22 protein-coding genes and 1 tRNA gene are annotated in these 24,896 nt (G+C 70.7%); 9 read left to right on the top strand and 14 right to left on the bottom strand.

The features are described from left to right. The first annotated feature begins 89 nt into the window (after positions 1-89). Positions 90-986 carry an Lrp/AsnC family transcriptional regulator gene (locus tag AB3M82_RS08885; protein ID WP_412957164.1) on the top strand — a complete coding sequence of 299 codons (897 nt, stop codon included), beginning with the start codon at positions 90-92 and terminating at the stop codon, positions 984-986. Positions 987-1,136: 150 nt separating this feature from the next. Beyond that, the gene (locus AB3M82_RS08880) at positions 1,137-2,543 is read left to right on the top strand and encodes an MFS transporter (protein WP_412957162.1); all 1,407 of its coding nucleotides are present in this window, start codon (positions 1,137-1,139) and stop codon (positions 2,541-2,543) included. A gap of 149 nt (positions 2,544-2,692) precedes the next feature. On the opposite strand, the gene AB3M82_RS08875 is transcribed toward AB3M82_RS08880, so the two are convergent. Continuing rightward, positions 2,693-3,256: a MarR family winged helix-turn-helix transcriptional regulator gene (locus tag AB3M82_RS08875; protein ID WP_412957160.1), complete on the bottom strand. Its 564-nt coding sequence runs from the start codon at positions 3,254-3,256 to the stop codon at positions 2,693-2,695. Positions 3,257-3,358: 102 nt separating this feature from the next. Here AB3M82_RS08875 and AB3M82_RS08870 point away from each other — a divergent pair, with 102 nt between their 5' ends. Then, positions 3,359-4,051 (top strand): hypothetical protein, encoded by a 693-nt coding sequence (locus tag AB3M82_RS08870; protein WP_412957158.1) that lies wholly within the window; start codon positions 3,359-3,361, stop codon positions 4,049-4,051. Between the two features lie 73 nt (positions 4,052-4,124). Here AB3M82_RS08870 and AB3M82_RS08865 read toward each other — a convergent pair whose 3' ends face one another. After that, positions 4,125-4,751 carry a hypothetical protein gene (locus AB3M82_RS08865; RefSeq protein ID WP_412957156.1) on the bottom strand — a complete coding sequence of 209 codons (627 nt, stop codon included), beginning with the start codon at positions 4,749-4,751 and terminating at the stop codon, positions 4,125-4,127. Position 4,752: 1 nt separating this feature from the next. Then, a complete protein-coding gene (gene dcd / locus AB3M82_RS08860) occupies positions 4,753-5,358 on the bottom strand; it encodes a dCTP deaminase (protein WP_412957154.1) in 606 nt (201 codons plus the stop codon). Positions 5,359-5,511: 153 nt separating this feature from the next. Here dcd and AB3M82_RS08855 point away from each other — a divergent pair, with 153 nt between their 5' ends. From AB3M82_RS08855 to AB3M82_RS08845, 3 genes are all read left to right on the top strand, one after another. Continuing rightward, on the top strand, positions 5,512-5,895 hold the full coding sequence (locus AB3M82_RS08855) for a hypothetical protein (protein ID WP_412957151.1): 384 nt from the start codon (positions 5,512-5,514) through the stop codon (positions 5,893-5,895). Positions 5,896-6,148: 253 nt separating this feature from the next. Further along, positions 6,149-6,556, top strand: a complete 408-nt coding sequence (locus AB3M82_RS08850) for a hypothetical protein (protein WP_412957149.1) — start codon at positions 6,149-6,151, stop codon at positions 6,554-6,556. A 135-nt stretch (positions 6,557-6,691) separates the two neighbouring features. Further along, positions 6,692-6,765, top strand: a tRNA-Gly gene (locus AB3M82_RS08845). 31 nt (positions 6,766-6,796) lie between these two features. Here the strand turns inward: AB3M82_RS08845 and AB3M82_RS08840 are convergent. Next, on the bottom strand, positions 6,797-8,317 hold the full coding sequence (locus AB3M82_RS08840; RefSeq protein WP_412957147.1) for an MFS transporter: 1,521 nt from the start codon (positions 8,315-8,317) through the stop codon (positions 6,797-6,799). 179 nt (positions 8,318-8,496) lie between these two features. Between AB3M82_RS08840 and AB3M82_RS08835 the strand changes: the two genes are divergently transcribed. Together AB3M82_RS08835 and AB3M82_RS08830 are read left to right on the top strand one after the other, a co-directional pair. Continuing rightward, positions 8,497-9,966: a S10 family peptidase gene (locus AB3M82_RS08835; protein ID WP_412957144.1), complete on the top strand. Its 1,470-nt coding sequence runs from the start codon at positions 8,497-8,499 to the stop codon at positions 9,964-9,966. Then, positions 9,963-11,354: a S10 family serine carboxypeptidase-like protein gene (locus AB3M82_RS08830; protein ID WP_412957142.1), complete on the top strand. Its 1,392-nt coding sequence runs from the start codon at positions 9,963-9,965 to the stop codon at positions 11,352-11,354. The genes AB3M82_RS08835 and AB3M82_RS08830 overlap by 4 nt, the downstream gene beginning before the upstream one ends. Positions 11,355-11,379: 25 nt before the next feature. Here AB3M82_RS08830 and AB3M82_RS08825 read toward each other — a convergent pair whose 3' ends face one another. The 7 genes from AB3M82_RS08825 to AB3M82_RS08795 all read right to left on the bottom strand — a co-directional run bounded on the left by AB3M82_RS08825 (position 11,380) and on the right by AB3M82_RS08795 (position 21,106). Beyond that, positions 11,380-12,564: a M20 metallopeptidase family protein gene (locus tag AB3M82_RS08825; protein WP_412957140.1), complete on the bottom strand. Its 1,185-nt coding sequence runs from the start codon at positions 12,562-12,564 to the stop codon at positions 11,380-11,382. After that, entirely contained in the window at positions 12,561-13,367 is an 807-nt protein-coding gene (locus AB3M82_RS08820; protein ID WP_412957139.1) for an ABC transporter ATP-binding protein, read from the bottom strand. The genes AB3M82_RS08825 and AB3M82_RS08820 overlap by 4 nt, the downstream gene beginning before the upstream one ends. Next, entirely contained in the window at positions 13,367-15,304 is a 1,938-nt protein-coding gene (locus AB3M82_RS08815; protein WP_412957137.1) for a dipeptide/oligopeptide/nickel ABC transporter permease/ATP-binding protein, read from the bottom strand. Before AB3M82_RS08815 ends, AB3M82_RS08820 begins: the two co-directional genes overlap by 1 nt. Beyond that, positions 15,304-16,317, bottom strand: a complete 1,014-nt coding sequence (locus tag AB3M82_RS08810) for an ABC transporter permease (RefSeq protein WP_412957135.1) — start codon at positions 16,315-16,317, stop codon at positions 15,304-15,306. The genes AB3M82_RS08815 and AB3M82_RS08810 overlap by 1 nt, the downstream gene beginning before the upstream one ends. Positions 16,318-16,324: 7 nt before the next feature. Continuing rightward, positions 16,325-17,893, bottom strand: a complete 1,569-nt coding sequence (locus AB3M82_RS08805) for an ABC transporter substrate-binding protein (protein WP_412957134.1) — start codon at positions 17,891-17,893, stop codon at positions 16,325-16,327. Positions 17,894-17,997: 104 nt separating this feature from the next. Then, positions 17,998-19,437, bottom strand: coding sequence for an aldehyde dehydrogenase family protein (locus AB3M82_RS08800; RefSeq protein WP_412957131.1), 1,440 nt, complete (start codon positions 19,435-19,437; stop codon positions 17,998-18,000). A gap of 1 nt (position 19,438) precedes the next feature. Then, positions 19,439-21,106, bottom strand: a complete 1,668-nt coding sequence (locus tag AB3M82_RS08795) for a thiamine pyrophosphate-dependent enzyme (protein ID WP_412957129.1) — start codon at positions 21,104-21,106, stop codon at positions 19,439-19,441. Positions 21,107-21,262: 156 nt separating this feature from the next. Here AB3M82_RS08795 and AB3M82_RS08790 point away from each other — a divergent pair, with 156 nt between their 5' ends. Then, complete coding sequence (locus AB3M82_RS08790; RefSeq protein ID WP_412957127.1) at positions 21,263-21,991, top strand: FadR/GntR family transcriptional regulator; 729 nt, start codon at positions 21,263-21,265, stop codon at positions 21,989-21,991. 12 nt (positions 21,992-22,003) lie between these two features. Here the strand turns inward: AB3M82_RS08790 and AB3M82_RS08785 are convergent, their stop codons facing one another. Genes AB3M82_RS08785 through AB3M82_RS08775 form a run of 3 tightly spaced genes read right to left on the bottom strand, consistent with a single transcriptional unit; the run spans position 22,004 to position 24,896 of the window. Beyond that, positions 22,004-23,191, bottom strand: a complete 1,188-nt coding sequence (locus AB3M82_RS08785) for a M20 metallopeptidase family protein (protein ID WP_412957125.1) — start codon at positions 23,189-23,191, stop codon at positions 22,004-22,006. Beyond that, positions 23,188-24,384, bottom strand: coding sequence for an amidohydrolase (locus AB3M82_RS08780; RefSeq protein ID WP_412957124.1), 1,197 nt, complete (start codon positions 24,382-24,384; stop codon positions 23,188-23,190). Before AB3M82_RS08780 ends, AB3M82_RS08785 begins: the two co-directional genes overlap by 4 nt. Continuing rightward, the gene (locus AB3M82_RS08775; protein WP_412957123.1) at positions 24,381-24,896 is read right to left on the bottom strand and encodes a hypothetical protein; all 516 of its coding nucleotides are present in this window, start codon (positions 24,894-24,896) and stop codon (positions 24,381-24,383) included. Before AB3M82_RS08775 ends, AB3M82_RS08780 begins: the two co-directional genes overlap by 4 nt.

Genomic DNA, 24,896 nt, shown 5'->3' with positions numbered 1-24,896 from the left:
CGCCTATCCCCGCGCCACAGTCGGCACTACGCTGGCGTTGTGTTCTCACCGCCGTGCGAACACCGGAAACTGACGGATCGGGGCGGATCGTGGACTTCGACGCCGAGCTCGTGCGTGCGCTGCAGGAGGACGGGCGTGCCAGCATCCGCTCGCTCGCGGCCCGGCTGGACCAGTCGCGCGCCGCGGTCGCCTCCCGGCTCAAGAGCTTGCTCGACGACCGCACCGTGCGCGTCGTGGCGGCCGTCGACCCGGTGTTCCTCGGGCAGCACGTGCTCGCGCACGTCTCGATCCGCACAGACGGCGCCGTCGAGGTCGTCGCCGAGCGTTTGCGCGACCTCGACGAGACCGTGCTCGTGTCGGCAGTCGGGGGCGCTCATGACCTCGTGACCGAGGTGCGGCTGGGGTCGATGGAGGAGCTGCATGCACTGCTCGCGCAGATCCGCGCGATCCGCGGCGTGCTCGACATCGACACGATCATCTACTCCACCGTGGTGAAGGGCTTCTTCGTCTCGGAGTACCACGGCGACGTCACCCTCGACGCGATCGACGAGGCGCTCATCGAGCAGCTGCAGGCCGACGGACGACAGAGCTTCCGCGCCCTCGGCGACGAGGTGCGCCTGTCGCCCTCGGCCGTGGCGACGCGGGTGCAGCGGCTGATCGACGGCGGCGTCATCAAGATCAGCGCGGTCGAGGCCCGCGGCCTCGCACACCGCCAGCTGTCGATGGGCGTCGGCATCAATCTGGGCGACGACGACGCCGCCGTCATCGAGGCGCTGCGCGTCGGCCGCGGAGTGGACTTCGCCGCGCGCACCCTCGGGCGCTTCGACGCGGTGGCCACGCTCGTCGAGCCGTCGGCCGGGGCGCTGTACGCCAGCCTCGAACGGCTGCGCGCCCTGCCCGGGGTGACCCGCATCGAATCGTGGCTGCACCTCGCGGTGCTCAAGGAGGACTACGCCCGCACCCTGCGCCCCCTGCGCACCGAGTGACCCCCTCCCCCGGTTCACCCCCACCCGGTTCCTGAGCGCCCTTCGTCTCGCTTCGCTCGCTCAGGAACCACGCAGCGGCGAGACGAAGGACGCCCCGACGAACGGCGCGCCGTCACCGACCGTTCACCGGCTGCGGCCAGACTTCGATCCATGAGCGAACCCGAACGTCGTCCTGCCGTGCCCGAGCCCGCAGCGACCGCGAACAGCGGCGCCGTCGCGGTCATCGGCCTGGATCTGCGGGGCGAGACGCCGGCGCCGAAGAAGCAGGTGTACTCGTGGGCGCTGTGGGACTGGGCGACCCAGCCGTTCAACACCGTCATCCTGACGTTCGTCTTCACGGCGCTGTACCTGGTGGGCGAGGGGTTCCTCCCCGCCGACGTCGCCGGCCTCCCCTCGACCGACCCGGCGCGCATCGCCGCCGACGCGGAACTCACCTCGGGGCTCGGCCTCGGATCGACGATCGCCGCCTTCGGCATCCTGCTGCTCGCGCCGGTGCTCGGCCAGCGGGCGGATGCCGCGGGACGCCAGAAGCTGTGGCTGGGGATCGGCACCGGCGCGCTCGTGCTCTGCATGCTCGGACTCTGGTTCCTCGAGCCGACGCCGAGCCTGTTCTGGCTGGGCGTGACGCTGATCTCGGCGGCGACGGTGTTCCAGGAGATCGCGGCCGTGAACTCGAACGCCATGCTGATCGGCATCGCGAACCCCAAGAACGTCGGCCGCATCTCGGGACTCGGCTGGGGCTTCGGCTACCTCGGCGGCATCATCGCGCTGGCGATCGTGGTCGCCCTCAACGCGGTCGAGTGGTTCGGGATGCCGACCGACAACGGCCTCGTCTACCGGCTGATCGCGGTCGGGTGCGCGGTGTGGGCGATCGTGTTCAGCATCCCCATCTTCCTCAACGTGCCGGAGCCGTCGCTGGGTCGCCCCGAGCGCAAGGTCGGGTTCTTCCGGTCGTACGTGCTGCTGGTGAAGGACGTCGTCGCCCTCTACCGCGACCCCGAGACCCGACCGACCTTCTGGTACCTGCTCTCCAGCGCCGTCTTCCGCGATGGGCTCGGCGGGGTCTTCGCCTTCGGCGCGATCATCGGCACCTCGGTGTTCGGCTTCGAGACGCAGGACATCATCGTCTTCGGCATCGCGGCCAACCTCATCGCGGGCGTCTCGACGATCGCCGCCGGACGCCTCGACGACCGCGTCGGTCCTAAGCGCATCATCCTCGCCTCGATCGGGTCGATGATCGTCGCCGGCATGGCTGTGTTCCTGCTGCGGGATGCCGGGGTCATGGTGTTCTGGATCGGAGGCCTGGTGCTCTGCGCCTTCGTCGGCCCGGCGCAGGCGGCGGCGCGGTCGTTCCTGGCGCGCGTGACGCCGGCCGGGCGCGAGGGCGAGATCTTCGGCCTCTACGCCACCACCGGTCGCGCGGCGAGCTGGATGGCCTCGGGCGCCTGGACCGTGCTGATCGCCCTGACGGCGCAGACCGCCTTCGGCATCCTGGGCATCATGATCGTGCTCCTCATCGGCTTCGTCCTGCTGCTGCCGGTGAAGTCCCCCCGCTGACCTCGCCCTTTCCCGGGCGCCCCAGAGAGGTGAGAAAACCCGGACCGACGGTCGTGCGGACGGCGTGTCACCCCGCGGCACTCCGTGGCGACGGCATCCGGTCTCCGTTTTCCGACAGCACCGACCGGCCGACGGGACGAGAGGCTTCCTCAGCGCTGCCAGTTGTCGGCGAGTTTGGTGAGCAGCCGGGCGAGCTCCGCCCGCTCCTCGTCGGTGAAGGCGGCGAGCGCGCCGCTGAGCAGCTGGCGCCGTTCGCCGCGGAACCCGCGGACGAGGGAGCGCCCCTCGTCGGTGAGCGCGATGCGCGTGCGCCGCGCGTCGTCGGGGTCGGCTTCGCGTCGCAGGTAGCCGTGGGCGACTCCCTGCTGCACGAGTCGTGAGGCGCGGGGCTGGTCGACCCCGATGGCGGCTCCGAGCTCGCTCACGCTGAGTGGGGCGGATGCCGCGGCGAGCGCTTCGAGCAGGCGCAGGCGCGCCGGTCCTCCGAGGCGTGCGGAGGGGTCCGCCATCCACGGCGGCATGCCGGGGTGTCCGTGCCGGTCGAACGGACCGCCGTGGGCGCCGTCGTGCCCGGCGCCGTGCGGACCGCCGTGCCAGCCGTGGGGGCCGCCGTGTCCGTGGCCGTGCGTCCCGCGCTCGCCGGAGCGCCGCCCGCGGAGCCGCGACAGCGCGAGAGCGATCATCTCGGCGGGGTCGTTCTGCTCAGCGCTCACATCCCCAGTTTACATGTGACTTGACATGTATCTGAGCGCATGTCAACATACATGTACATGCACTGTGACATACACGTGCTCCCTGACTACGAAGGAATACTCATGGACACCTCTGACAACACCACTTCCCGCCCCTTCGGCTACTGGCTGAAGGCCGTCGATCGCCTGATGGCCGCCGAGTTCGCCTCGGCGTTCGACGGCGACGTCAGCCGTCGCGACTGGCGTCTGCTCAACGTCGTCGACGGCACTGCGCCCGCCCGTCGCCCCCTCTCGCCGCACAAGCTCCACCGGCTCGTCGAGCGCGGGTGGGTCGCACCCGAGGGCGGCGGCTGGACGCTCACCGACGAGGGCCGCGCGGCGAAGGAGCGTCTCGGCGGCATCGCCGACGGCATCCGCACCCGCATCGCCGACGCCGTCTCCGACGACGACATGGCCACGACCCTCGCCTCCCTCGAGAAGATCGCCCGAACCTTGGGGTGGGACGAGGAGACGCCTCTCCCCCGCGGCCGACGCGGCTTCGGTCGGCACGGCCACGGCTTCGCCCGGCACGGTCACGGTTTCGCGCCGCACCACGATCACGACCGCCACGGCTTCGGTCCGCGGTTCCCGGGCCGTCCGGGATTCGGTCCGCACGCCGAGTGCCACCACCACGGGCACGGCGTCGACGGGCACGAGGAGCACGGCCACGGTCGTCACCACGGCGGCGGCCACGGGCCGCACCGCGTGGCCCGTATGGCACAGCACGCGTACGAGCGCGGCTTCGACGCCGGGTTCACGCGCGGCCGCGACGCCTGATCACACCGGCTTCATGAAGCGAAAGGACGGATGCTGCGGCATCCGTCCTTTCGTCGTCTCTCGGTGCTCCGACTCACGCCCCCGGATCGTCGAGCGTCGAGCCCCAGGGGGCGGCGCCGAAGATCGACCAGTCCAGCGTGGTGTTGGTCGCGAGGTAGATCCCCAGTGCGACCGCCCCCGCCAGCAGGATGAGGAGGAACGCGTAGATCGCGACGGTGAGGCCCCGGTACGAGCCCGACGAGGGCGTCTCGGGCGCCGCGAACGCGGGGTCCGGGTCGGGCGCGGGGCCGGTCTCGTCGGGTCCGGCCGTCGGCGCGGCGGACACTCCTGTCGACGCTGCACGTCGCGAGGTCGATCTCAGGGCGTCGGATGCCGGGGCGGCAGACCCCGTCACCGGTCCGTCGAACGAGGGAGGCGGGGGCACCACCGCATCACCCGTCGAGCCTTCGAACACGGGGGGCGGAGGGACGACGTCGTCGTCCTTCGGCGACGTCACGGGCGGGACGGATCCGGTCAGCGGGCCGTCGAAAGTCGGCGGCGGGGGCACGATGACGGCGGCCGGATCGTCGTCGAACGTCGGAGGCGGCGGGACCACGGCATCCGACGGCTGATCGTCGAGCGAGGGAGGCGGCGGGACGACGGCATCCTCCTCGCCGTCGCGGCTCTCCGGTGCGGACGGGGTGGTGCTGTCGTTGCTCATGTCAGCCTCCGAGGGCTCCGACATCGGTGACCCCGACGTCCGTACGGTGGAAGTTCTGGAACGAACGGGACGCCGTCGGCCCGCGCTGCCCCTGGTAGCGGTTGCCGTACGGGCCGGAGCCGTACGGGTTCTCGGCGGGCGAGGTCAGGCGGAAGAAGCAGAGCTGGCCGATCTTCATGCCCGGCCAGAGCTTGATCGGCAGCGTCGCGACGTTCGCGAGCTCGAGCGTCACGTGGCCCGTGAACCCCGGGTCGATGAAGCCCGCGGTGGAGTGCGTGATGAGGCCCAGGCGTCCGAGCGACGACTTGCCCTCGAGGCGGGCCGCGATGTCATCGGCCAGCGAGACCTGCTCGAACGTCGCACCGAGCGCGAACTCGCCCGGGTGCAGGATGAAGGGCTCGTCCGGCGCGACCTCGATGAGGCGCGTCAGCTCGGGCTGGTCGACCGACGGGTCGATGAACGGGTACTTGTGGTTGTCGAAGAGCCGGAAGTAGCGATCCAGGCGCACGTCGACGCTCGACGGCTGCACCATCGCCGGGTCATGCGGGGCGAGGCCGATACGGCCGGAAGCGAGTTCTACCTTGATGTCGCGATCGCTGAGAAGCACGGGAACAGCCTAGCCAGCCCGAAACGGGCGAAGGGAAATACCGGATGACCGCGACCGATTCGAGTATCTCCATCGTCTGGATAGACAGCGGGCTCAGCCCGAGCTCGCACCCCCCCGTTAATGATGACCGGAGAAGAAATGTCGATGATGACGATGAGCAACGAGAAGAAGACCAGGAAGAGCCGTGGAGCGGCGGTGCTGCTGGCGGGTCTGATGATCGCCGGCGGCGCGGTGGCCCTGCCGCAGGCGGCGAGCGCAGCCGAGACGTACAAGACCTGTGGCGGCGACGGGTACAGCTGTTCGACGACCGTCACGGCCAAGCAGACCACCATCAGCTTCAAGGTGGTCGACACGCGGCGGACGCCCAACGGGCAGAAGTACACGGTCAAGACCGGCAGCGGATCGACGATCTGCTCGGGCACCGTCACCGTCAACGGCGGCGGCAAGACGTGCTCGCTGTTCGGCTACAAGGGCAAGGTGACCGTCAGCGTGGCGAAGGGCTGGTCGACCGGCTCGCAGCTCAAGGTCTCGTACTGACCGCTCCCCCCGCGTCGGTCTGACGACCGAGGAACGCGCCTCCGGACCCCCTGCCGGAGGCGCGTTTCTCGTACGCGGGCGGTGTCGTCGAGTACCTGCAGGGCGGGGTTTCTCCGTATGCCGGAGGCCTCGAATGCCGGTGGCCGCGAGTGTGACGTCACAAAGCAGCCGCGCTCGACCGAATGGCTCCTCGGCGTCGTCTGACAGGCGGCGGACCGCACGGCCCGCCGTCTGACGAACGACAGGAGAAGAAATGACGCAATCCATGACGAGCGGAGCCGCTCGCGGCACGATGGCACGGCGGGGAGCCGCGCGGGGCCGATGGCAGGCGCTCGCGATCGCCGCGCTGATCGTCGCGGGCACCGTCGCCGTGCCCGCGGCGGCCGAGGCCTCCACCTCCCGCTCCTGCTGGAACAACAGCTGGCGCGGATCGTGCACCCTCTCGACGACCGTGAAGAACGAGGTCCGCTTCACGTACCGGGGGACGGGGCCGTGGGGCACCACCTTCCCCTACGCCGTGAAGACGACGAGCGGCCGCACCCTGTGCCAGGGGTACACGGCATCCGGCTCGACCCGGTACTGCTACGTCTCGTACTCGGGCCCCGTGACGATCTCGATCAGCATGGGCATGTTCAGCACGGGCTCGCTCACGAAGCACTGACCGACCGGCGCTCCGGCGGACTCGTCGCGCGGCCCGCGTGCCGCGCCTGTCCGTCGGAGCGCTTTGGCCATCCGAGGCGGGACGGGTAGGCTGGCGTCACCCTGTTCCGATCGGAGACGAGCGGATGCCGGGTGCGGGGCTGTAGTTCAATGGCAGAACTTCTGCTTCCCAAGCAGACAGCGCGGGTTCGATTCCCGTCAGCCCCTCCATACGGCGCTCGTCGTCACGGCGAGCGCCCCCTCACTCCCTCTTGCCCGGGTCTCCCTGCGCGCGGGCGGCCGCGACATCCGCCCCGGGCGTGACGCCCTTCTCCGCCTGCTCGACGAGCGACAGCGGATCGGCGATGTCCTCCAGCGACTTGCCCGCCGCGCTCACGCCGAACACCCCGCACACGACTCCGCCGAGGATCATGATCGCCGACCCGAGCACGTAGCCCCAGAAGAGCGGGCCGCGGTCGCCGGTCTCCGCGCTCTGCCCGATGAGCGAGCCGTAGAGCACAGGGGCGATCGCGCCGACGAGCTGACCGACCGAGAAGACGTACGAGATCACCTGGCTGCGCAGTTCGAGCGGGAAGATCTCGCTCACCGTCAGGTACGCCGCCGAGGCGCCGGCCGAGGCGAAGAAGAACGAGGCGCACCAGAACGCCGTGTGCGTGCCCGCGTTCAGCACGCCCGCGTTGAACAGGAAGGCGCTCACGAGCAGGATCGATCCCGCGAGCACGTAGGTGCCGAACAGCATCCGCCGCCGGCCCCACGTGTCGAAGAAGTGCCCGAGCACGAGCGCGCCGGCGAGGTTGCCGACCGCGAAGATGATGAAGTACTGCGACGCCGAGGCGGGCGGGGTGTCGTAGAAGTTCTCGAGCACCAGCGCGTAGGTGAAGAAGATCGCGTTGTAGAGGAACGACTGCGTCACCATCATCGTGATGCCCACCATCGTGCGGCGGGGGTAGGTGCGGAACAGCACCTTCGCGATGGTGAGGAAGGGCACGCGCCCGTACTCCTTGACCGTGATCGCCTTCGCCTCGTCGACCGGCGGGATGGTCTTCCCCTCCTGGCGGATGCGCTTCTCGATCCCGTCGACGTTGCGCTCGGCCTCGTCCTCGCGTCCGTGGGTCATCTGCCACCGCGGGCTCTCCGGGATGTGCCGGCGCAGCCAGATGATGAGGATGCCGAGCACCGGCCCGAGGAAGAAGCTCAGGCGCCAGCCGAGGTCCTCGGGGAGGATGTCGGTGTTCAGGAAGAACAGGTTCGCGACGGCGCCGAGGGCCGCGCCGCCCCAGTAGGTGCCGTTGATCGCGATGTCGACGCGGCCGCGGTACTTCGCGGGGATGATCTCGTCGATGGCGGAGTTGATGGCGGCGTACTCCCCGCCGATGCCGGCGCCGGCGACGAAGCGCCAGATATAGAAGAACCACGGCGCGAACGCGAGACCCGCCACGGCCGAGCCGATGAGGTAGACAGCGAGGGAGAGGATGAAGAGCTTCTTGCGGCCGAGGCGGTCGGTGAGACGGCCGAACACGAGGGCGCCGAACACCTGCCCGAGCAGGTAGCAGGTTCCGGCGAGGCCGACCTCGGCCGGACCCATCCCGAGGGTGGCGGCGTAGCCGTTCGCCGCGACGATCTGCACCTCGAGGCCGTCGAGGATCCAGGAGAACCCGAGCCCGACGACGATCATCCAGTGGAAACGCGACCACGGCAGCCGGTCCATCCGCGCGGGGACGAGGGACCGGACCTCTTTCACGGGGGTGTCGGATGCGGACACGAGGCCTCCTTCTCGCGGGCTCGTCATCGCCCGCCGCATCCGTCTTACTCCTGGGAATCGTTCGCCGCATCTGCTTGACCCGGGGATGGCGGCGGCCCTAGAGTCCGTCGTTCATGAGTGATCGGTTCCGGCGCTATTAAGGTATATTCATTGCATTCATTAGGCAGCGAAGGAGCACCGTGACCGAGCAGGAACCGCAGGGCGACACCGCCGATGCCGAGACCTTCACCTCACGACGTCACCGCATCACCGCGGGGGGCCGGACGTTCGACTACACCGCCGGAGCCGGCACGGTGATCGTCCGGGACGACGAGCACCAGCCGCTCGCGAGCGTGTTCTTCACCTCCTACGTCGCGGATCGCGAAGAGGGCTCCCCGCCGCGGCCGGTCACCTTCCTGTTCAACGGCGGACCGGGCTCCGCGAGTCTGTGGCTGAACATCGGCGGATTCGGCCCGCACCGCGCGCCGACGCGCACCCCGCGCGCGACCCCGCCGGCCCCGTACGAATCGGGCGACAACCCGCACACGCTCCTCACGGCATCCGACCTCGTCTTCATCGACGCCCCCGGCACCGGCTACTCCCGCCTGCTCGGCGACGCCACACCCGCGCAGCTCTGGGGCGTGGATCAGGACGTCGACGCCTTCGCGAAGGCGATCACGCGCTGGCTCACCCTCACCAACAGCTGGAACGCTCCTCGCTTCCTGTTCGGGGAGTCGTACGGCACGACACGCGCAGCCTCGCTCGTGCACCGGCTGCAGAACCAGGGTCTCGACTTCAACGGGGTCGTGCTGCTGTCGACGGTGCTCAACTGGGGCGAGAGCAACCTCGGCGGCCCGCGCGAGTACGTCAACCTGCTCCCCTCGTTCGCCGCCACCGCCTGGTACCACGGCCGGTCGCGCACCGGGCACGCCGAGCTCGAGCCGTTCCTCGCCGAGGCGCGGGAGTTCGCCCAGGGCCCCTTCGCCGAAGCGCTTCTGCGGGGCGACCTGCTCCCCGCCGCGACGGAGAACGTCGTCGCAGAGCGGATGAGCGCCCTCATCGGGCTCGATGCCGACTACCTGAAGAAGCACCACTTCCGGATCGGCATGGAGCAGTACCGCTACGCCCTGCTCGCCGACGAGGGCCGGGTGATCGGCCGGTTCGACACCCGCTTCACCGCCGAGCATCAGTACGTGGTCGGCAACGGCTCGCACGACCCCGCCACCGACGATGCGGCCACCGCCGGGGTGAACAGCGCGCATCTCTCCAGCTACCGCGCGCACCTGGTCGACGACATCGGGTACACGAGCGAGCTGCACTACCGCCACCTTCACAACATGCCCATCTCCCGAGCATGGGACTGGAAGCACAAAGCACCGGGGATCGACGCCCCGCAGCTCGTGCCGGACGTGTCGCTCGACCTGTCGGCCGCGGTGCGACGCAACCCGCACCTGAAGGTATTCGTGATGGGCGGCTATTACGACCTCGCGACGCCGTTCTTCGGCCCGGAGCTCGATGTGGCACAGCTGTACCTGGCGCCGTCGCTGCGGGAGAACATCCGCATGACCTTCTACGAGTCCGGCCACATGACGTTCGTGGACGAGGATGCCGTCGAGCGGATGAAGCGCGACCTCGACGACTTCTACCGCGACGCCACCGCACGTCGATGACGACTCGCGAGACCGTCGGCCGCATCGGCGGACTCGAGTACACGGCCCGTCTCGAGGAGCTTCCGCTCCGGCGCTCGGACGGCGCGGCTCAGGGCACGCTGTCGGCGTTCAGCTACACGGTCGACGCGCCGGACCGCCCCATCCTCTTCCTCACGAACGGCGGTCCGGGCGTCTCGTCGATCTATCTGCACCTCAGCGGAATCGGCCCCTGGCGCGCCCGCATCCCGCTCGATCCGGCCGGCCACGGCGCTCCGCCGTACGGCATCGAGGAGAGCCGATCGACTCTGCTCGACGTGGCCGACCTCGTCTTCCTCGACGCCCCGGGCACCGGCTTCGGTTCGGTCGTCGAGGATCGCGACCCGGGAGACTTCCGCTCGGTGGAGGCGGATGCCGATGCCATCGCCGCTGCGATCGGCGACTGGGTCGATCGTCACGGGCGTTGGGATGCGCGGAAGTTCTTCCTCGGCGAGAGCTACGGGACGATCCGCGCCGCCTTCCTCGCGACCTCGGCGCACCTCGCCGACACGGCGCCCCTCGACGGGCTCGTGCTGCTCGGGCAGGCCGTGAACATCCAGGAGACATTCGGCCGCCCGGGCAACATCGTGGGCGCTCTCGCGAACCTCCCCTACAAGGCGGCGACCGCCTGGTACCACGGCGCGGGCTCGCAGGAGCATCCGCGGGTCGAGGACGCGATCCGCGCCGCCCTCGACTTCGCGCGCGGCGACCTCGCTCTTGCGATGCTGCAGGGCGACGAGCTGGCGGAACCCGCACGCACCGCGGTGGCGCAGCGTCTGTCGAAAATGATCGGGCTGCCCGTCGAGAGCCTGGTCGCATCTCGGCTCTGGACCAGTCAGCAGGATTTCCGATCCGACCTGCTTCCCGGGCGTGTGCTGGGCGTCACCGACAGCCGGTACGCCGCACCCGCGGCCGACCGGCGGCTCGGCGAGCTGGAGTACGACCCCTCCGACGTGGCGCTCACGCCGCGGTACACCACCGCGCTCTCGCGGCTCCTCCAGGAGGTCTTCGCCGTCGCATCCGACCAGCCGTATCGTGTGACTGATCCGGATGCGGGCCGCGACTGGGAATGGGACGAGGCGGGCGTCGCGCTGTTCCCGACCTACGGTCAACCGTCCCCCTTCCGCACCTATCCCTACCCGGCGCGGCTCTCGCGATGGATGAAGCAGAATCCGCGCGGACGCCTGTTCATCGGCACCGGCGTGTACGACTCCCTCACGACCGTCGGCGCCGCCGACCACCTCCTGCGCCATTACGACCTGCCGCGCGAACGCACGGAGTCGCACTGGTACCGCGCCGGGCACATGATGTACAGCGACGCGGGTGTCGGGGAGACCCTCAACGACGACCTGCGCGCGTTCCTCGTGCGCTGACGTCCGCTTCGTCGCCGGGCGATGTTCAGCCCGCGAGCCTGCCCAGGGCGAAGCCGGCGAGCGCCGCCGCCTGGTCGGCGAGGACGGCGTCGTCGAAGACCACGGTCGGCGAGTGGTTGGGCGCCGCCGTGTCGAGGTCGACGTCCGTGGGCGTCGCGCGGAGGAACAGGAAGGCCCCCGGCACCTGCTCGAGCACGAAGGAGAAATCCTCCGAGCCCATCACGGGGTGCTCGGTCTCCCAGACGCGCTCCTCGCCGAACAGCTCGCGCAGGGTGCAGCGCACGTGCTCGACCGCGCCCGCGTCGTTCACCGTCGGCGCGCACAGCACCGTCACGTCGACCTCCGCCGTGCAGCCGTGGGCGACCGCGATCTCGCGAGCGATCGCCGGGATCTCGGTCTGCACCCGAGCACTCGTGTCGTGCGAGAGCACCCGCACCGAGGCCACGAGCGTCGCGGTGTCGGAGATGATGTTGCGGGCCGGTCCCCCCGCGTGCAGCTGTGTCACGCTGAGCACGACCGGATCGAAGACGTCGAAGCGCCGGGTCACGTAGGCCTGCAGCGCGGTGACGAGTTCCGCGGCGACCGGCACGGGGTCGCGGGTCAGATGCGGCGCCGAGGCGTGGCCGCCCGCTCCCCTGATCGTCACCTCGATCTCGATCGCCCCCGCCATGAGCGGGCCGGAACGCGTCGAGAACACACCGAACTCGCCGGGGACGACATGGATGCCGAACGCGGCCTCGGGCCGGGATCCGGTGACGTCGAGCAGCCCCTCCGCCAGCATCCTCGAGGCGCCGTCCCCCAGCTCCTCGCCCGGCTGGAACATGAGCAGCACGTCACCGTGCAGTTCCTGCCGGCGCGCGGAGAGCAGGTGCGCGGCGCCGACGAGGCCCGCGACGTGCAGGTCGTGACCGCACGCGTGCATCCGCTCCCCCGAGGCGGCGAAGTCGAGCCCCGTCTCCTCGCGGAGCGGGAGCGCATCCATGTCGGCGCGCAGCAGCACGGTCGGCCCGGGATGCTCCCCGCGCACGACGGCCGCGATCGAGCTCAGCCCCTCGCCGAGCACGGTCTCGAGGTTCAGAGGAGCCAGAGCGTCGAGGACCCTCTGCTGGGTGCGGGGAAGGTCGAGGCCGAGCTCCGGGTCGGCATGGATCTCGCGGCGTAGCGCGATGAGGTCCGGCAGGAGCGCCCGGGCGTCGTCGAGGAGGGTCATCGGGCTCCGATCGCCTGCAGCAGGTGGTCGGTGCCCGCATTCTGGATGCGCGGGATCGCCCCGACCAGGGCCTGCGTGTACGGATGCTGGGGGTTCGACACGACCTCGTCCGCCTCGCCCTGCTCGACGATGCGCCCCTTGCGCATCACGGCGGTGGTGTCGGCGAGGTAGCGCACCGCGGCGAGGTTGTGGGTGATGAACAGCACCGAGAGCTCGAGCTCCTGCTGCAGGTCGCGCACCAGGTTGAGCACCGCTCCCTGCACCGAGGCGTCGAGCGCCGAGGTGATCTCATCGGCGATGATGAGCCGCGGCTTCACCGCGAGGCAGCGGGCGATGGCGACCCGCTGGCGCATGCCGCCCGAGAGCTGCGAGGGGTACTGGTCGACCGTGCCGGGCTTGAGTCGCACGAGGTGCAGCAGCTCCTTGACGCCGTCCGCCCGCTGCCGCGCACCGCCCTCTCCGTGCAGGGCGAGCGCCTCGTCGAGGGTCGCGCCGATCGTCATGCGGGGGTTCAGCGACGAGTAGGGGTCCTGGAAGATCATCTGCACGTCGCGCGCCCGCGCCAGACGCTGTCGGCCCGTCGCGGGTCGCAGCTCCGTCCCGCCGAGGAGCAGGCGGCCGGAGGTCGCGGGCTGCAGGCCCGCGATCACCCGCGCGATCGTGGACTTGCCCGAGCCGGACTCCCCCACGAGCCCGACGATCCGCCCGTGCGGCACGGTGAGCGAGACGCCGTCGACGGCGTTGAAGGACGACTCCCCGTGCCCGAAGGTCACGACCAGGTCGTCGACGACGAGTTCGGCCATCAGCGCACCTCCTGCGCGGTCGGGGCACCGCTGAGCACGACCGGCTCCCCGAGGATCCCCTCGATGGGCACGCCGTCCTGCGGATGCCAGCAGGCGACGCGTCCGCCGTGACGGTGCTCCTCGGTGGGCGGGATCTCGGCGCGGCACCGCTCGGTCGCGAACGGGCATCGCGGCGCGAACGCGCAGCCGACGAGCGGGAGCGACAGGTCCGGGGGCTCGCCGGGGATCGTCGCCAAAGGCTGCGTGCGGTCGGTGTCGAGGTCGGGGAGGGACTCCGCCAGCGCCCGTGTGTACGGATGCGCGAGCTTCTCGGGTGTGGCGAGCAGCCGCACGTCGACGTCCTCCACGATGCGACCTGCGTACATCACGAGGATGCGCTGGCACAGCTCGGCGAGCACGGCGATGTCGTGCGAGACCACGATCGCCGCCGCCCCGGTCTCCTCGCACTCCTTCCGCAGGAGCGCGAGGACGCGCTGCTGGACCGTGACGTCGAGGGCTGTCGTGGGCTCGTCGGCGATGATGAGGCGCGGTCCGCCGATCTGCGACATCGCGATCAGCGCGCGCTGACGCATGCCCCCCGAGTACTCGTGCGGGAACTGGCGCGAGCGCCGCTCCGGCTCGTCTATCGCGACATCCCGCAGCGCATCCACGGCCTTGGCGTGCGCAGCCGCACGGCCGTCGCGCGCGTGGTACCGCGGGATCTCCGCGAGCTGCGTGCCGACCCGGAGCGCCGGGTTCAGCGCGGTCAGCGAGTCCTGGAAGACGACCCCGATCTTGGTGCCGAGCCGCTTCTTCACGACGGCAGGGGGCAGGTCGAGCATGTCGTCGCCGTCGAAGCGCAGCTGCTGCGCGGTGACGGCCGCTCCGGCCGCCGAGAGCTGCGCCACGGCCATGAGGGCGACGGACTTGCCGCTGCCGGACTCGCCGACCACGCCGATGATCTCGCCCGGTGCGACCGAGAAGCTGACGTCCTGCACGGGGCGCACCCAGCCGTTCGGGGAGGGGAACGACACCGAGAGCCCGTCCACGACCAGCAGCGCCCCGTCATCGGCCCGGCGCTCGCGGTCGTCGACCCGCGGCACGGGCCCGAGCCGGCGGCGCGACAGCACGCTGCCGCGGCCGTGGCTGCGCAGGTGGGCCGCCAGCGACTCGCCCAGCGTCCCGAACGCGACGCCCGCGAAGACGACGGCGACACCCGGTCCGACCACGGCGGTCGGGTTGGTGTAGACCTGGTCGAACGCCTCGCTCAGCATCCGTCCCCAGTCGTAGTCCGGCGGCTGCACGCCCACGCCCAGGAAGCTGAGGCTCGACAGGGCCAGCAGACCGCCGCCGATCGACAGGGTGACGTTGACGATGATCGGCTCGGCGATGTTCGGCAGCACGTAGCGCGTGAACTGGCGTCCTCGTGAGACGCCCATCATGCGCGCCGCCGCGAGGTACTCCGACCCGCCGACCCTCGAGGAGAGCGTCTGGGCGAGTCGCGCGAAGGACGGGACCATCGTGAGACCCAGCGCGATCACGGCGGAGTTCGAGCTCGGGCCGAGGAGGATCACCGTGAGCATCGCCACGAGCAGCACCGGGAAGGCGAGCCAGGTGCTGATGATCGAGCTGAACAGGCGCTGCACCCGCGGACCGAGCACCGACGGCAGCGCGCCGAGCAGCAGGCCGAAGACCAGGCCGATGAGCGTCGCCAGGAGGGCCATGCCGAGCGACAGACGGGCGGCGACGAGCGTGCGCAGCAGCAGATCGCGACCGAGCCCGTCGGTTCCGAGCGGGTGCGCGTCGGTCGGACCCTGCAGGAGCGCGGAGGTGTCGGTCTGCGCCGCCTGCGCGCCCCAGAGCTCGGGGCCGAGGAGCGCGAGGAGCACGAGCGCGAGCACCATCACGGCGCTGATGGCGCCCAGCGGGTTGCGCAGGAAGGCGAGGAACGAGCGCATCAGGTCGTCTCCAGGAGGGTCGTGCGCCGATCGAGGACCGACAGCACGATGTCGACCGCGAGGGTGATGACGAGGATGATCGCCGCGTACACCAGGGCGAGCCCCTGGACGATGCCGTAGTCCTTGGTGCCGATGGCCTCGACGAACGCGGAGCCGAGTCCCGGCCAGTTGAAGACCTTCTCCACGAGGACGCTCGACGCGACCATCGTCGAGAGCAGGGTGCCGCCGATCGTCAGCGTCGCGGTGAGCATGTTGGGCAGGGCGTGCCGGAAGTACACCCAGGAGGCCGGGATGCGCTTGGATCGCGCGGTGCGCACGTAGTCGTCCGACAGCGTGTTCAACGCCTCGACCCGGGCGATCCGCGACAGCGACGCCCAGGAGGCGACCGTCATGGCCAGCACCGGGAGGACGTAGGACGCGGGACCCGTGCGGCCGGCGACCGGGAACCAGTGCAGCGTCACGGCGAACACCACGACGAGCGCGACGCCGAGGAGGTACTCGGGAATCGCGGCGATGAGGCCGGTGATCCCCGTGAACGTCACCTCGACGCCGCGACGCCGATTGCCCTGCGTGAGGATCGCGATGCCGAGGCCGACCGGCACGGCCACGAGCAGCACGATGGCGAATGAGATCCCCGCGAGCTCCAGCGTCGCGGGCAGACGGTTCTGCACCAGCTCCGACACCGACCTCCCCGTGATCAGGGACGCGCCGAGATCTCCCTGGAACACACCGGTGAGGTAGTTCCAGAACTGCACGATCAGCGGATCGTTGAGCCCCAGCTGGTCCCGCCGCGCCTGGACCACGGCCTCGTCCGCCGTGGCGCCGAGGGCGGCCCGCACGGGGTCGCCGCCAGAGAGCCGGAGCACGAAGAACGCGACCGCGATGATCACGAACATCGCCACCAGCATGCGCACGGTGCGGCGGAGGAGGAATCTCAGCCAGGGGTTGCCGTGGCGGCGCTTCCGGAGGAAGACCGCCACGGTGTCCGTCCTGGCGGACGCGTGGTCCAGCATGCGGCTCCTAGCCTCGGAGGCTCGTCGGGATCAGCAGGCCGTTGGTGGTGACGTCGAACTCCACGCCCGCCCCGTACAGGGTGCTCGTGGACTCCGCGAACGGCATGACCTCGAGGTTACCGATGGCCGAGGCCTGCGCCGCCGTCCAGGCGTCGCAGCTCTCCTCGCCGGCCAGCTGCTGGGCCTGGGCGGTGAGGTCGAAGAACTCCTGGTTGGTGTTGTACGTCCAGTTGCCGCCGTCCGGGGGGAACGGGCCCGAGAGGATGCCGGCCCAGGTCGAGGGCAGCGTCGTCGAGATCGGGGCCCAGATGAGGTCCCAGTCCCCGCCCTGGAAGATCACGTCGGTGTAGGCCGACGAGGGGCTCGGCGTGACCTCGACGCCGATCTCGCCCAGCTGCTGCTGGATGAGCTCGATGCCGGCGACGACCGACTGCGCCTCGGTGGAGGGGTACACGAACGTGAGCGAGAGCTTCTCGCCGTCCTTCTCGCGGATGCCGTCGGCTCCGACCGTCCATCCGGCCTCGTCGAGCGACGCGCCCGCCTGGTCGGCGTCGAACGCGATGAGCGAGGTCGTCGCGTCCTCTCCCACGCACACCGCGGTGAAGGACGATACGAGCGTCGTCATCAGCTCGCCCCGACCGCCGGTCGATGCGGAGGCCACCTCGTCGCGATCGATGCCTCCCGCGATGCCCTCGCGGACGAGGAGGTCATGGGTCGGGCGCCCCTCGGCCTGGTTGAAGAACATCAGGCCGGGTCGCGCGGGGACGTCGATCGAGAACAGGTCGCCGCTCTCGAGGCGGTCGCGATCGGTGCCGCCGACCTCCGCCACGTTGACCTCCTGCGACAGGAGCATGTTCGCGCGCGTCGGCTCGGTGTCGACGACCTGCAGCTCGACGGTCTTCGGCAGACCCTCGGTCTCGCTCGTCACGTCACCGGGGCCCCAGGTGTAGTCGTCGCGCAGCGCGAGCGTGTAGCTCTGACCCGGCGAGGAGTCCTCGAGGGCGTAGAGCCCGGTGCCGACGGGTGCGGTGTCCAGGGATGCGGGGTCCTCGACTCCTGCGGCGCACACGACCGGCATCTGACCGATGTTGCTGAGCAGGAAGCTCTGCGGCTCGGCGCTCGTGAAGGTCACCGTGCGCGAGGCGTCGTCGGCCGCGACGGTGAGACCCTCGGCGGGGAAGTAGACGCCCGAATACGGCGACGCCGTCTCGGGGTCGGCGGCGTAGTCGAAGGAGGCCTTGACGTCGGACGCCGTCAGCTCGCTGTCGTCGGTACAGACGATGCCCTCCTTGAGCACGAACGACACCTCGGTCGTCGACTCGGTCCAGCTCTCGGCGAGCAGTCCCTCGGCGTCCTTGCCGTGGGCGAACGACATGAGCGTCTCGTACAGGTAGGCGGCGACCTCCTGTCCGGCCTGCGTGGCGTTGGTGATCGGATTGAGCGACCCGGGATCGGCGGCGATGGCGATCGTGGCGTCATCCACCGACTCTCCGGGGGACCCGTCCGCGCCGCCGGCGCAGCCGGTCAGAACGAGTGCCGTCACGCCGACGGCCGCGGCTACGATGCTGCGTCTCATGGGGGTGTCCTCTCTGACAGAACCCTCGGGCGGTTCCATCTAATTGAATGTTATGAATTGCTCTTTATGGGATCGTGTCGCCGGTGTTTCGAGATTGTTTCCGGTCACGAGAGGTCGTCGACGAGAGCGGCGGCGCCCATCACCGACTTGAGCTCGAGGAACTCCTCGAACCCGTGCACGCCGCACTCCCGGCCCACACCGGACTGCTTGTACCCGCCGAACGGCGCACCCACGTCGAGCCCGGCGCCGTTGATGCCGACCGTGCCCGTGCGCATGCGCAGCGCGATGCCGAGCGCGCGTCGAGGGTCGCTCGACCACACGCCGCCCGACAGCCCGTACACGCTGTCGTTCGCCAGGTCGACAGCCTCATCGACCGTGGCGTAGGGAGTGACCGTGAGCACCGGACCGAAGACCTCCTCGTGGAAGATCCGCATGTCGGGAGTCACGTCGGTGAAGATCGTGGGCTGCACATAGGCTCCGCCGACCGTCGGTTCGACGATATCGAGTCCTCCGGTCAGGACACGGGCGCCGTCCTCGATCGCGGCGGCGATGTGGGCGCGCACGCGGTCGCGCTGCAGGGCGGACGCCACCGGACCGGTCGCCGTGCCCTCGTCGCGCGGATCACCGGGCGCCCAGCCCGCGGCGACCTCGACGGCCGCACGCTGCCAGTCCTCCGCCATCGTTCGCGGCACGAGCACACGGGTCTGCGCGGCGCACGTCTGCCCGGCGTTGGCGAAGCACGACGCCAGCACGCCGCGCACCGACTCCTCGAGGGGCGCGTCGTCGAGCACGATCGCGGCGGACTTCCCGCCGAGTTCGAGGGCCACCTTCTTGATGGTGGCGGCCGCCGCCCGAGCGACCTGCTCGCCCACCTGGCGGGAGCCCGTGAACGTCACCATGTCGACGTCGGGATGCGCCACAAGCGGTGCCCCCACTCCGCCGCCGTCTCCGTGCACGATGTTCACCACGCCGCCGGGCAGGCCGACCTCGCGCAGGATGTCGCCGACGATCGCCGCGTTCAGGGGCGCGACCTCGCTGGGCTTGAGCACCACGGTGCATCCGGCCAGGATCGCCGCCCCGACTTTGAGCATGATCTGGTGCAGCGGGAAGTTCCAGGGCGTGATGGCCGCCACGACGCCGACGGGCTCCGCGACGACGAGGGAGTTCGACACCGCCTCGCGATCGACGTGCGCGCGCGCCGCGTCGACGAGACGGGCGAGGTCGGCGATCGCGACGCCGACCTGGGCGGCACGGGCGAAGGCGATCGGCGACCCCATCTCGGCGCTCAGCGTCTCCGCCAGCGTCTCGCGGTGACGCGCGAGACCCTCGGCGAGCGCCTCGACGTACGCGATCCGCTCGGCCATCGGCGTGGACGACCACGCCGGGAATGCGGCGACCGCGGCCGCGACGGCCCGATCGACGTCCACGGGGCCTCCGGCGGCGACCGCTCCGATCACCGACCCGTCGGCCGGGCTGACGACATCGATCGACGGCAGCCCCTCGGCATCCTCTCTGATGCCCGCGATGTCGTGCCCGGTGATCATGTCAGACCCCTGCCTGCCGCACGAGGTGCGCGTCGGGGGCGAGCGGCGCGGGTCGCGGGACGCCCTCGTGGATCAGATGCCAGGGCGACGGGAACTCGCCCACGGGCACGTCGATGAGGATCGGCTCGTTCGCCGGCACCGCATCGGCGAGGACGCCGGCGAGCTCCTGCGCATTCGACGCCCGGGCGGAGCGGATGCCGAAGGCGTCGGCGAGCTTTCCGTAGTCGGGGTTGGTCAGGTCGCTCGCGAAGTACCGTGCGCCGTAGCGGTTCTTCTGGATGCGTCGGACGTTGCCGTAGAAGCCGTCGTGGAAGACGATCGTGACGAGGCCGAGTCCGTAGCGCTTGGCGGTCGACAGCTCCTGAAGTGTCCAGGAGAATCCGCCGTCGCCGTTGACCGACACCACGGCGCGCGACGGGTCGGCCGCCTTGACGCCGAGGGCGGTGGCGAAGCCGTAGCCCAGCGTCCCCTGGTATCCGGGCCCGATGTACGTGCGGGGCTGATAAGCGGGATAGCACGCGCTCGCGGCGTAGCCCACCTGTGTGAACTCGCTGACGAAGACGCCGTCGTCGGGAAGCGCGCCGCGGATCGCGGACAGGTACTCGCGCTGCGGCGCGATGTCGGCGAACTGTTCGTCGAGCCAAGAGCGCACCCGGGCGAACTCGCTCTCGCGCGACTCGCGGCCCGGCGCACCCACCTCGGCGGCGAGCGCGGCGAGCGCGAGGCGCGCGTCGGCGTGGAGGGCCAGCGAGGCGGCGCGGGGACCTTCGAGGTCGGCCGCCTCGGCGTTGATCAGGATGACCTCGGCGCCGTTCGTGTCGACCTGCGTCCCGAAGGTGGAGACGAAGCGGGTGCCGACGGCGAGCACGAGGTCGGCGTCCTCGCGGAAGGCGCGCAGTGCGAGCGAGTCGAAGGCGAGACGGTGCCGGGCGTCGAGCGCACCGCGGCCGTTCTCGGTCATGAGCACCGGCGCCTCGAGCGCCTCGGCGAGTGCCTGCAGCGCGACCGACGCGTCGGAGGCGAGCACACCGCCTCCGACCACGATCATCGGGCGCCGTGCCCCGAGCAGGCGCGCGGCCGTCTCACGGATCTGCTGCTCGTCCGGCGCGAGCGGCGCGGCGGCGACCATCTCGGCTGCGGCGGCACGGGATGTGGCGGCGAGCACGTCCGGCGGAACCTCCAGGGCGACCGGCCGCGGGCGACCGCTGCGCAGCTGCGTGAAGGCCTCGCGCACGAGCCCCGGGATCTCGTCGGCGGAGCGCGCGGTGCCGGTCCACTTGGTCAGGCGCTGCAGGATGCCGGTCTGGTCGGGGATCTCGTGCAGGGCGCCGAGTCCGCGGCCGATGGCCCGCGAGTCGATCTGCCCGGCGATGAGGAGCATCGGGGAGTTCGCCGAGTACCCGGTGGCCACGCCGGAGAGGGCGTTGAGCACTCCGGGGCCGGGGACCACCATCGCGACGCCGACATCGCCCGTGCTGCGGGCATAGCCGTCGGCCATGTACGTCGTGGCCTGCTCGTTGCGGGCGCAGATGAAGTCGACCCTGTCGGAGCGGGCGTGGAGGGCGTCTGCGGCGGCATCGAGCTGCACGCCCGGAATGCCGAAGATCCGGGACACGCCCTGATTGAGCAGGGAGTCTGCGAGCAGATCGCCACCGGTGGGGTCGGTCATCTGTTTCCTCTCGTGAGCGACGTTGCTGATTGACTGTATTAGATACATTCAATTACTGCAAATAGGAGAATCGCCTTCGCGCTCCGTCCCGCCCGGAGCAGCGCTCCTTAGGATGTGAGACGTCTGCTTCCCGCTCCACCCGATCGAAGGACCTCCGTGGCCACCACACCCGATGAAGGGCGCACCTTCCACCGCGTCGCGCCTGCCCAGTCGGTCGCCGACCGCGTGGTCGCCGAGGTCGAGGCGATGATCAAGAACGAGGGCCTCACCGCGGGGCATCGCATCGGCACCCGGCAAGAGCTGTGCGAGCAGTTCGGGGTCGCCCCCGCCACCCTCGGCGAAGCGCTGCGGGTGCTCCGCGCCCGCGGCTCGGTGGACCTCCGGCCCGGACCCGGCGGCGGGATCTTCGTGGCCGACCAGTCCCCCCTCATCCGCCTCGCCCACAGCGTGCTGCGGCTGCGCCAGACCGGTGCCCCCGTGAACGATGTCATCAAGGTGCTCGACGCCCTCGACGAGGCTGTGATGCAGGACGCGGTGCGGCATCGCACCGACGCCGACGTCGCCGACCTCGAAACCGTGATGGCCGAGCTCGCCGACCACTGGCACGACCCCATCGAGGGACTCCACGGCAACTGGCGGCTGCACCGCCGCATCGCCGAGATCTCGCCCAACGCGGTGCTGCGGACCTTTTATCTGAACCTGGTCGACTACATCGAGGGCGAGACGGCCGGCGCCACGCACGAGGATGCGCTCGCCGTGCCCGGGTTCCGGCAGGACACCGACGAACGCCTCCACATCCACGAAGCCCTCATCGACGCCATCCGCTCGGGCGACGTCGAGCGGGGCCGCCGGGCGGTGCTGGACCACCGCACCCTCGGTCGCTGATCGCGCCCGGGGCTAGTCCTCGAGACCGACGTGCCGCAGCGCCAGGGCGGCGAGCGCCGCCGCCTGGTCGCCCAGCACCGCATCATCGAACTGCGCCCGCGGCGAGTGGTTCATGGGGATGTCGTCGGGGTCGACGTGCGGGGGCGTGGCGCACAGGAACAGGAACGTACCGGGCACCTCGCGCAGCACGAAGGAGAAGTCCTCGGAGGCCATCCAGGGCGCCTCGATCTCCTCGACGCGCCCGGCGCCGAAGAGATCGCGCAGGACCCGGGTGGCCGCCACGGTCTCGGCGGCCGAGTTCACGGTGACCGGGTACCCGATGATCACCTCGACGTCGGCGGTGCAGCCGTGGGCCGCGGCGATGCGCTCGATGAACAGCGGCAGCTCGGCCTGCGCCTGCGCGATCGATGCCTCCGACAGGGTGCGCAGCGTGGCCGAGAACCCCGCCTCGTCCGGGATGACGTTGACGATCTCGCCCGCGTACAGCTTCGTGACCGAGAGCACGATCGGATCGAACACGTCGACCCGGCGCGTGACCCACGCCTGCAGCGCGAGCACGAGCTCCGCCACCACGGGGACCGGATCGACGGCCTGCTGCGGCCGTGATCCGTGGCCGCCTTGCCCGCGCACCCGCACCCGCAGCACGTTGGCCCCTGCCATGATGCTGCCGGACTTCAGCTGGAAGGTGCCGCGCTCGCCCGGACCGACGTGGATGCCGTAAGCGGCCTCGACCCGGCGGCCGGCCGCGTCGAGCACCCCGTCGCGGATCATCAGGGGCGCACCTCCCCCGGCCTCCTCCCCCGGCTGGAACATGAACACGACGCTTCCGGCGATGCGCTCCCTGCGCGCCGAGAGCAGACGGGCGGCGCCGACGAGCGCGGCCACGTGCAGATCGTGCCCGCAGGCGTGCATGGCGCCGTTGGTCGACGCATACTCGAGGCCCGTCTCCTCCTCGATCGCGAGCGCGTCCATGTCCCCCCGCAGCAGGACCGAGGGCCCGTCGGCGGCGCCGCGCAGCACGGCGGTCACGGAACTCAGATCGGACCCGGTAGTGACCTCGAGTCCGAGACCCTCGAGCGCCTCCCGCACCGCGTCGCGCGTCTGCGGGAGGTCGAACCCCACCTCGGGGATGCGATGCAGCCGCCGTCGCAGTGCGACGAGGTCGGGCAGCAGCCGAACGGCCTCGTCGCGCAGCGTCATGCGGTCTCCTCGTGCCCGGCGCCGGTCGGGGCGGCGTAGACCGTCCGCCCCTCGATCAGGACCTCCCGCACGGTCGACGCGACGTCGAGCGGGTCCCCCGTCCACACAACCACATCCCCGTCGCGGCCGGGCTCGAGCGCGCCGACGCGGTCGTCGATGCCCGCGATCGACGCGGCAGCAGAGGTCATCGCGGCGATGGCGGTGTCCCGGGGCAGGCCGGCCCGCACGGCGACCGAGGCCTGCAGGGCGAGCAGCCCGATCGGGACGACCGGGTGATCGGTGGTCAGAGCGACGCGCACACCCGCCGCGGCCAGCCTCGCGAGGTTCGCCGGATCGGCCTCGCGCACCTCGACCTTCGACCGGCTCGAAAGGATCGGACCGTAGATGACCGGAACGTCGCGTTCGGCGAGCACGGCGGCCAGCTTGTGCGCCTCCGTGCCGTGGTTGAGGACGAGACGCAGATCGAACTCCTCCGCGATGCGCAGCGCGGTCGCGATGTCGTCGTGCCGGTGCGCGTGCTGCTCCCAGCTCAGGGTTCCGTCGAGCGCTGCCGCCAGCGCCTCCTTGCCGAGGTCGACCGCGAACGGCGCGCCCTCTTCACGGGCCCGGTCGCGCCGTTCTGCGTAGTCTCTCGCATCGAAGAGGGCCTGCCGGATGACGAGCGCGATGCCGAGGCGCGTGGACGGCAGCTGCTTGCGCTCCCCGTACGCCTGCTTCGGGTTCTCACCGAGAGCGGACTTCATGCCCAGCGACGGCACGATGACCTGCTCGTCGACCGAGCGTCCGCCCCCGGTCTTGATGGCCACGCTCTGCCCGCCGATCGGGTTGCCCGACCCCGGCTTGACGACGACCGACGTGATGCCGCCGGCGAGGGCATCGCGGAAGGCGAGGTCCTCGATGTTGATCGCGTCGATGGCCCGCACGCCCGCGGTGACGGGCGACGAGACCTCGCTGCCGTCGAAGCCCGCCGGGCCGTTGGCCTCCTCGTGGGCGCCGATGTGGCTGTGCGGGTCGATGAGACCCGGCAGCACCCAGCATCCGGCGGCGTCGATCACCCGCGCGCCCTCGGGGATGTCGACGTGCGCGCCGACAGCCTCGATCCGCCCCTCCGACACCAGCACGGCGCCCCCCTCGAACTCGTCGCCCAGGCCGGTCAGCACGCGGCCCCCCACGATCGCGACGGCATCGGTCATGCGTTCTCCTCTCCGGCGCGACGCTCCACGAGCTCGCGCATCCTCACCAACAGGTCCTCGACGTCGAGGCTCAGGATTCCCGCGGCGGGGTCGACGCGAACGACGATGCCGTCGTCGACCTCCGGTGGCTCGCCGCTCAGATCGACGAGCGGGTCGTCGACCCAGATCCACGGGAGGCCGTCGGCGTAGCGGCGGATGTGCGCGAGCTTGTCGAACTGCACCGGGAGGAACGGCCACGGCTCCTCGGGCAGGTCGAGCGGCTCGCGGAAGGCGGTGTGGGCATTGTGCCCCCACTCCGAGGCCCACACGATCTCGAAGTGCTGCGTCAGCTCATGCAGCCGTTGCGCCGCGGCATCCGGGATCGCCACGTCGCGCACCCAGCGCCCCCACGCCGACAGGTGATGCATGCTCACGGGCACCGCCGGCTCGCCCTCGATCACGACCACGTCGCTGATGCCGAGCACGAGCAGAGGGCGGTCGCCGCGCGGCGGGCGGGCGGTGTACGTGACCAC

The organism is Microbacterium californiense (assembly GCF_047246625.1).
GTDB lineage: Bacteria > Actinomycetota > Actinomycetes > Actinomycetales > Microbacteriaceae > Microbacterium.
This window is presented reverse-complemented; position numbering and strand designations above follow the sequence as displayed.

Excerpts from the sequence above, each read along its gene's own strand:
- AB3M82_RS08830 (WP_412957142.1), top strand. The coding sequence starts at position 9,963 with ATGACGACTCGCGAGACCGTCGGCCGCATCGGCGGACTCGAGTACACG.
- AB3M82_RS08785 (WP_412957125.1), bottom strand. The coding sequence starts at position 23,191 with ATGACGCTGCGCGACGAGGCCGTTCGGCTGCTGCCCGACCTCGTCGCA.
- AB3M82_RS08850 (WP_412957149.1), top strand. The coding sequence starts at position 6,149 with ATGACGCAATCCATGACGAGCGGAGCCGCTCGCGGCACGATGGCACGG.
- AB3M82_RS08810 (WP_412957135.1), bottom strand. The coding sequence starts at position 16,317 with ATGCTGGACCACGCGTCCGCCAGGACGGACACCGTGGCGGTCTTCCTC.
- AB3M82_RS08880 (WP_412957162.1), top strand. The coding sequence starts at position 1,137 with ATGAGCGAACCCGAACGTCGTCCTGCCGTGCCCGAGCCCGCAGCGACC.
- AB3M82_RS08795 (WP_412957129.1), bottom strand. The coding sequence starts at position 21,106 with ATGACCGACCCCACCGGTGGCGATCTGCTCGCAGACTCCCTGCTCAAT.
- AB3M82_RS08780 (WP_412957124.1), bottom strand. The coding sequence starts at position 24,384 with ATGACCGATGCCGTCGCGATCGTGGGGGGCCGCGTGCTGACCGGCCTG.
- AB3M82_RS08865 (WP_412957156.1), bottom strand. The coding sequence starts at position 4,751 with ATGAGCAACGACAGCACCACCCCGTCCGCACCGGAGAGCCGCGACGGC.
- AB3M82_RS08805 (WP_412957134.1), bottom strand. The coding sequence starts at position 17,893 with ATGAGACGCAGCATCGTAGCCGCGGCCGTCGGCGTGACGGCACTCGTT.
- AB3M82_RS08855 (WP_412957151.1), top strand. The coding sequence starts at position 5,512 with ATGAGCAACGAGAAGAAGACCAGGAAGAGCCGTGGAGCGGCGGTGCTG.
- AB3M82_RS08870 (WP_412957158.1), top strand. The coding sequence starts at position 3,359 with ATGGACACCTCTGACAACACCACTTCCCGCCCCTTCGGCTACTGGCTG.
- AB3M82_RS08820 (WP_412957139.1), bottom strand. The coding sequence starts at position 13,367 with ATGGCCGAACTCGTCGTCGACGACCTGGTCGTGACCTTCGGGCACGGG.
- AB3M82_RS08825 (WP_412957140.1), bottom strand. The coding sequence starts at position 12,564 with ATGACCCTCCTCGACGACGCCCGGGCGCTCCTGCCGGACCTCATCGCG.
- AB3M82_RS08800 (WP_412957131.1), bottom strand. The coding sequence starts at position 19,437 with ATGATCACCGGGCACGACATCGCGGGCATCAGAGAGGATGCCGAGGGG.
- AB3M82_RS08815 (WP_412957137.1), bottom strand. The coding sequence starts at position 15,304 with ATGCGCTCGTTCCTCGCCTTCCTGCGCAACCCGCTGGGCGCCATCAGC.